Source organism: Qipengyuania vesicularis, assembly GCF_019711415.1.
GTDB classification, from domain to species: Bacteria; Pseudomonadota; Alphaproteobacteria; order Sphingomonadales; family Sphingomonadaceae; genus Qipengyuania; species Qipengyuania vesicularis.
On the sequence record NZ_JAIGNJ010000003.1, the window covers coordinates 606,524 to 613,417 of the forward strand.

At 63.6% G+C, this 6,894-nt stretch carries 6 protein-coding genes, 1 tRNA gene and 1 pseudogene; 7 read left to right on the forward strand and 1 reads right to left on the reverse strand.

Translation table 11 applies throughout. The features are described from left to right. The first annotated feature begins 61 nt into the window (after window positions 1–61). The 3 genes from K3146_RS11845 (at window position 62) to K3146_RS11855 (ending at window position 2,678) form a co-directional block, all read left to right on the forward strand. A complete protein-coding gene (locus K3146_RS11845; RefSeq protein WP_221546478.1) occupies window positions 62–1,912 on the forward strand; it encodes a cation:proton antiporter in 1,851 nt (616 codons plus the stop codon). After that, a complete protein-coding gene (locus K3146_RS11850) occupies window positions 1,909–2,556 on the forward strand; it encodes an OmpA family protein (protein WP_221546479.1) in 648 nt (215 codons plus the stop codon). Before K3146_RS11845 ends, K3146_RS11850 begins: the two co-directional genes overlap by 4 nt. Before the next feature lie 48 nt (window positions 2,557–2,604). Continuing rightward, window positions 2,605–2,678, forward strand: a tRNA-Gly gene (locus K3146_RS11855). Window positions 2,679–2,986: 308 nt separating this feature from the next. Here the strand turns inward: K3146_RS11855 and panC are convergent. Further along, window positions 2,987–3,838, reverse strand: coding sequence for a pantoate--beta-alanine ligase (gene panC, locus K3146_RS11860; protein ID WP_221546480.1), 852 nt, complete (start codon window positions 3,836–3,838; stop codon window positions 2,987–2,989). 82 nt (window positions 3,839–3,920) lie between these two features. Between panC and K3146_RS11865 the strand changes: the two genes are divergently transcribed. The 4 genes and pseudogenes from K3146_RS11865 to K3146_RS11880 form a co-directional block, all read left to right on the forward strand. Beyond that, complete coding sequence (locus K3146_RS11865; RefSeq protein WP_221546481.1) at window positions 3,921–4,739, forward strand: division plane positioning ATPase MipZ; 819 nt, start codon at window positions 3,921–3,923, stop codon at window positions 4,737–4,739. Next, window positions 4,736–5,038, forward strand: a complete 303-nt coding sequence (locus tag K3146_RS11870) for a J domain-containing protein (protein WP_221546482.1) — start codon at window positions 4,736–4,738, stop codon at window positions 5,036–5,038. The genes K3146_RS11865 and K3146_RS11870 overlap by 4 nt, the downstream gene beginning before the upstream one ends. Beyond that, complete coding sequence (gene pgmG, locus K3146_RS11875) at window positions 5,035–6,438, forward strand: phosphoglucomutase/phosphomannomutase PgmG (RefSeq protein WP_221546483.1); 1,404 nt, start codon at window positions 5,035–5,037, stop codon at window positions 6,436–6,438. The genes K3146_RS11870 and pgmG overlap by 4 nt, the downstream gene beginning before the upstream one ends. A 2-nt stretch (window positions 6,439–6,440) precedes the next feature. Next, a pseudogene (locus tag K3146_RS11880) lies at window positions 6,441–6,894 on the forward strand (hypothetical protein); the annotation flags it as partial.

Here is a 6,894-nt window from a genome sequence, read left to right on the forward strand (position 1 = left end):
CCGGTCTAGGGCATTGAACGGAGGAACGCGCCTTTAGGGGCCGCGCAATCTTGCGAGGGGCATGGAACAGACACTTGTCATAGCGCTGGTCGGCATTCTCGGCATCGGGGCGCAATGGATCGCCTGGCGGACCGGATGGCCGGCCATCGTGCTGATGCTTGCGGCAGGCTTTCTCGCCGGCCCTGTGCTCGGCATATTCGATCCGGAACACGCTTTTGGCGAACTGCTCGAACCCATGGTCGCCGTGGGCGTCGCGCTGATCCTGTTCGAGGGCGGGCTCAGCCTCGATTTCCGCGAACTGCGCCATACTGGCAGCGCGGTCATGCGGCTTGCCACGATTGGTGTCGTGCTGGGCTGGCTATTCGGGGCGCTTGCTGGGATTTACATTGCCGGCCTCGCGCCCGAGGTGGCCATCCTGTTCGGCGGGATCCTCGTGGTAACCGGCCCCACGGTCGTCATACCGCTGCTCCGCCAGAGCTCGGTCAAGTCACGCCCCGCGTCGATCCTCAAATGGGAAGCAATCGTCAACGATCCCACCGGCGCGCTGTGCGCCGTGATTGCCTATGAATATTTCCGCAAGATTGCCGAGACGCCGGGTGCGACGCTGTTCGAAGTCGTTCCGCCGCTGATCATCGCCGCAATCCTTGCAGGACTTATCGGCTATGTTGCCGCGCTCGCGATCGCCTGGGCTTTTCCGCGCGGCGCCGTGCCCGAATACCTCAAGGTGCCGGTCCTGCTGACCGCCGTGGTCGGCGTGTTCGTCATCTCCAACCTGATCGAGCATGAGGCCGGGCTGGTCGCCGTGACCGTCATGGGCGTCGCGCTGGCGAACATGAATGTCACCAGCCTGCGTTCGATCCACCCGTTCAAGGAGAATATCGCGGTCCTGCTTGTGTCGGGCATCTTCATCCTGCTGTCCGCCTCGCTAGAGCTGGAGGATATCCGCTACATCAACTGGCAGATCGGCCTGTTCCTCGTCGCACTTCTGTTCCTGGTCCGCCCCGCGACGATCCTGCTCAGCCTGCTCGGCAGCAACATCCCGTGGAACGAGCGCCTGTTCCTCGCCTGGATCGCGCCGCGCGGCATCGTGCTGGTGGCGATCTCGGGCCTGTTCGCGCTGCGTCTCTCGGACCTCGGCTATACCGACGGGAACCTGCTGATCGGCCTCAGCTTCGCGGTCGTCGTGGTGACTATCGTGGCCCATGGCTTCACGGTCGATTTCGTCGCCAAGCTGCTCAAGGTGAAGGGCGCGACGCGGCCAGGAATGCTGATCGTCGGCAGTACGCCGTGGACGATTGCGCTCGCAGAACAAATGCGGGACCTCAAGGCGCCGGTGATCGTGGTCGATGCCAGCTGGCAACGCCTTGGCCTCGCGCGACAGAAGGGGATCGACTTCTATCACGGCGAGATCCTCAACGAGGCGACAGAACATAATCTCGAGCTCGCGCCCTACCAGAACCTCGTCGCAGCGACCGAGAACGAGGCCTATAACGCTCTCGTCTGCAACGAGTTCGCCTATGAGATCGGGCGCGACCGTGTCTTCCAGCTGGGGGAGAGTGCCGATGGCGACGATCGCCACGCTCTGCCCGAGAGCCTGCGTGGCCGCGCCCTGTTCGAAAGCGGGTTCGGCGTAGAAGACGTCAGCGAGCGACAGCGGCAGGGGTGGGTCTTCCGCAAGACCAAGCTTAGCGACGAGTTCGATTTCGAGAAGATGCAGGAGAAGCTGCCCAATGCGGCAAACATGCTGCTGCTCGTGCGCGACAACGGGACGATCCGCTTCTTTACGCATGCGGCCAAGCCAGAACCGAGGGCGGGCGACACGATCCTGAGCTTCTCTCCACCGCAAGCAAGGACCGCCGAAGAATTGGCGGCGAAGAAAGCAGGCAGGAAGCAAGGGGTGCAATCGACATGAGCAGCGTGAAGGAATCGAAGGCCGCGTGCCTGCTATTTGCAGGGGTCCTTATCCTCGCCGGCTGCAAGGTGAACGAGGCCGAGCCTGAGCCCGAAGCTTCGCCGACCGATGGCCCACGCTCGATCTTCCAGCAGGACCCGGCCGACGGCGGGGTTGCCCCTGCTCCCACGCTCCCACCGCTCGAAATGACGCTGTCCTTCGCCGATGGCACGCCCGAGCTGACCGAGGCTGTCCGCGCCGAGCTCGCCACCATCGTCGATTCGCCCCAGGTCGAAGCAGGCGGACCAATTGTCTTGCGAGGCCATTCGGATTCGCAGGGGAGTGACGAGGAGAACCTCGATTCCTCGCGTGAACGAGCAGAGGCCGTGCGGGATTTCCTCGTCGAAAGCGGCATCTCGGCCAGCCGTATCCGCGTGATCGCCTTTGGTGAGCAGAACCCTATTGCGCCCAACGCGCTGCCCGACGGTTCGCCGAACGAGGAAGGCCGCGCGCAGAACCGCCGCGTGGAGGTCACGGTCGTCACGGGGCGCAGCGGCGAGCGACAGCAGACGCTGATCGAAACGCTCAGCAATACCGATGAAGAGGCGTCCGCGGCAGCAAGGACAGGTGGCTCGCCCCAGGCGACCGATTCACCCGCGCAATAGCTGTTGACGAACCCCCCAAACCGGTGGCATCTGCGCGCCTCCCGGAGCGCGGGTATAGCATAGTGGTAATGCTCCAGCCTTCCAAGCTGGCTAGAGGGGTTCGATTCCCCTTACCCGCTCCATTCCCCTACATCGCAGAAGAACGGCGCTGTGTAGCGCTGCAGATTTTCGATTGCCCCGGCCCAAATGCTAATGGCCGGACACAACGCGGGGAGGGTGCGTGCATCCGGCCAAAGCAACCCGAAGGGCTTACTCGGCCCAAGCGGACCTCCCGGCTAGGCGAGCCTTCTGACATTGAATAGTCACCCACTTTGGGGACACAAATGCAACGCGGTTGCATTGTCGCTGCAAGCACCTGTTTCGCAATCGCTAATCGGAGCGCGGGAAGAGCAATTTATACGTATACGTAGTCGAAAAATTCGCCTGGGTTCTACGCGACAGCCATATTGTCGATCAGCCGCGTCCCGCCGATGCGTGCGGCGGCGAAGAGCCGGGCATTTCCGTTGTCCTGATTCAGGGGGACAAGGCTGTCCGCATCGCGCATCTCGGCATAGTCGACACTATCGAAGCCGCCTCGCAGCAGGGCCCGGCGCAACTCATCCAAGGCCGCTTGTGCTTCGCCGCCGGCCGCAAGCGTCGCAATTGCATCGCGCATTGCGCGCGGAAGGGCTGCGGCCTGCTGGCGCTGCTCGGCCGACAGATAGGCGTTGCGGCTGCTCATCGCGAGACCATCCTCCTCGCGCACGATTGGGACGCCGTGGATCGCCTCGACATGCGGGCGCGTCAGATCGAGATCGCGCGCCATGCGGCGGATCACGGCGAGCTGCTGCCAGTCCTTCTCGCCGAAGAAGGCCATGTCGGGCTGGACCTGGTTGAAGAGCTTGCAGACCACGGTGGCAACGCCATCGAAATGGCCCGGCCGGTCGCCTCCGCACAGGCCCTCGCTCACGCCTGCGACGGAGATATTTGTCGCATAGCCATCGGGGTAGACTTCATTTGGCAGCGGAGCCCAGAGCAGCGCCACGCCCTCTGCCTCGAGCAGTTCGCTGTCGCGTTGGAGCTGGCGCGGATAGGCGTCGAGATCCTCCCCTTCGCCAAACTGGCGCGGATTGACGAAGATGGAGGCGACCACATGATCGGCCGCTGTGCGTGCCTGACGCACCAGCGTGAGGTGCCCCTCGTGCAGCGCGCCCATCGTCGGCACTAGCGCAATGGTAGACCCATCACTGCGCAGCGCCGCAACCGAATTCCTCAACACTTTCAACTCACGAGCGGTTTGCACGCCGGATGCCCCTTGGATATGGTTTGCGCGCCCCGCTGTAGACAATCGCGAGGGCCGAACACAACGAATACCGGAACAGCCCTTGCCACATGTTGCGCCCCACTGGATTACCTTCGCCAATGAAAAGGGCGGGACGGGCAAGTCGACCACGGCTGTGCATGTCGCGGTGGCGCTGGCCTATCGCGGGGCGAAAGTGGTGGGTTTCGATCTCGACCACCGCCAGCGCACGCTTGCCCGCTATATCGAGAACCGCGCGGAAACGCTGCGTCGTCGCCAGATCGACCTGCCGACTATCGAATGCCACACCGTGCCGCTCATCCCCGATGAGGAATTCGGCGAGATGGTGAGCGAGCATGGGCGCGATGCCGACTTCCTCGTGATTGACACGCCGGGTCGCGACGACCCGCTGGCACGCTTCGCCGCGATCCACGCCGATACGCTGGTCACCCCGATGAACGACAGTTTCGTCGATTTCGATCTCATCGGCCAGGTCGAGGGCGAAAGCTTCAAGGTCCGCAAGCTATCATTCTACGCCGAGCTCATCTGGGAGGCGCGGATCGCGCGCAGCCGCAAGGCGATCGAGGAGAACCGCCCGCCGATGGACTGGGTTGTGGTCCGCAATCGCACCGGCCATACCGAGGCCCGCAATGTCGCTCGTATCGAGCAGGCGCTGATGGAGATGTCGAAGCGGGTGGGCTTCCGCGTCGCCAGCGGCTTGTCCGAGCGCGTGATCTATCGCGAGCTTTTCCCTTCGGGCCTGACGCTGCTCGACAAGGGGCATCTTGGCGATCTGGGAACGAGCCACCTGGTCGCGCGGCAGGAGCTGCGCCAATTGCTCGCCGCGTTGCGTTTACCCGATCACCAGCGCGACGAACTGCCGTTCGAAAGGGTCCCTGCATGATCAAGATACTGATGTTTGCCGTCGCCCTGTCGGTGTTCTGTCGCTGGGCGCTGGGCAAATGGCCGTGGGACTATTTGCGGCCAGCGCCGACCCGCAGCCAGGCCATTTTCCGCGCGCGCCAGCTGCTCAACGTCTCGGCCAAGGCCGATCACAAGGAAATCCGCGAGGCGCATCGCCGGTTGTCGGCCATGGCCCATCCCGATAGGGGTGGCAGCAAGACCCAGATGCAGGAACTGAACGCTGCGCGTGACTTGCTGCTGGACGACTTGCCTTACGAGACACCGGAGCCCCCGCAATGAGCCATACATTCGATCCGACCGTCCTGCGCGAATACGACATCAGGGGGATCATCGGCGAAACACTCGGGGCAGAGGATGCCCGTGCGATCGGGCGGACCTTCGGTTCGATGCTGGTCGAGGAAGGCGGGAGCCGGGTCGCGGTCGGATATGATGGACGTGTCAGCTCGCCCATGCTCGAACATGCGCTTGTCGAGGGGCTTACCGCTGCTGGCTGCGATGTTGTGCGTATCGGCCTCGGTGCGACGCCGATGCTATATTACGCCGAAGCAAGCGACGATGACGTGCACGGCGGCATCCAGATAACCGGCAGCCACAATCCCCCCAATTACAATGGCTTCAAGATGGTATTCCAGGGCCGCCCGTTCTTCGGCGCGGACATCCAGGAGCTGGGACGCCGCTCGGCCGCCGGCGAGTGGACCGACGGGGCAGGGGATGTCACGGACCGCGCCATCATGGACGAGTATGTTGCGCGCATGCTCACCGCGCTCGACGGGATCGACACGTCGTCGCTCGAGAGCATGAGGATCGGCTGGGACGCGGGCAATGGCGCCGCAGGCCCTGCGCTCGAGAAGCTCGTCGCCGGCCTGCCGGGTGAGCATCACGTCCTCTATACCGAGGTGGACGGCAATTTTCCCAATCATCATCCCGATCCTACTGTCGAGGAAAACCTTTCAGACCTGAAAAGCCTCGTCTCCGCAAAGTCCCTCGATTTCGGAGTGGCCTTCGACGGCGACGGTGACCGGATCGGCGCAATCGACGGCGAGGGCCGGGTGATCTGGGGCGACCAGCTGCTGATGATCTATGCCGAGGACCTTCTCGTAACCCGCAAGGGCGCGACGATCATCGCCGACGTAAAGGCCAGCCGCGCGCTCTACGATCATGTCGCGACCTGCGGCGGGAAGCCGTTGATGTGGAAGACCGGCCACTCGCTGATCAAGTCCAAAATGAAGGAAACGGGTTCGCCGCTCGCGGGGGAAATGAGCGGACACGTATTCTTCGCCGATGACTATTACGGTTTCGACGATGCCCTCTACGCAGGTGTACGCCTGATGGCCGCAGCCGCACGCCTCGGCAAATCGGTCACCCAGCTGCGCAGCGACATGCCGCAGATGATCAACACTCCGGAAATGCGCTTCCAGGTCGACGAAAGCCGCAAGTTCGCCGCGATCGAGGAGGTGAAGGACCGCCTCAGCGGGACCGATGCCGACGTCAACGGCACCGACGGGGTGCGCGTGAACACGTCAGACGGCTGGTGGCTGCTCCGCGCCTCGAACACGCAGGACGTGTTGGTGGCGCGCGCCGAAAGCGACAGCGAGGAAGGCCTGGAGCGCCTGGTCGGGCAGATCGACGAGCAGCTGAAGCTCAGCGGCCTCGAACGCGGGGAAAGCGTGGGGCACTAGCTTTGGCGTTCGGGGCGCGGGACAACTGGCCGTGGTCCGAACTCGGCATCGCGGAAACTTCCGACAAGGACGCAATCCACGCGGCTTATGCGAGGCGCAAGGCCGAACTCGATATCTCGATGCGTATATCCGCCTTCGCCCGTCTTACCGAGGCGCGCGAGAAGGCCCTTTTCCTTGCCTCCGAGATGCTGCGAGCTTCCGAACGGGGCGATGAAGGGCCGGCGGGCGCCCCCCGAGTAGTCGCTCCCCCACCGATCCCAGACCTGCCGCCTCAACCGGCGCCGCCACGTATCGAGATTCCTGTTGCCGAGAAGATTGATCCGGAGGATTTCGCCGCAGACCCGGTTGACACCAAACTGCTCGAAATCGAGCCACCCGAACCCGAACCCGAACCCGAACCCGAACCCGAACCCGAACCCGAACCCGAACCCGAACCCGAACCCGAACCCGAACCCG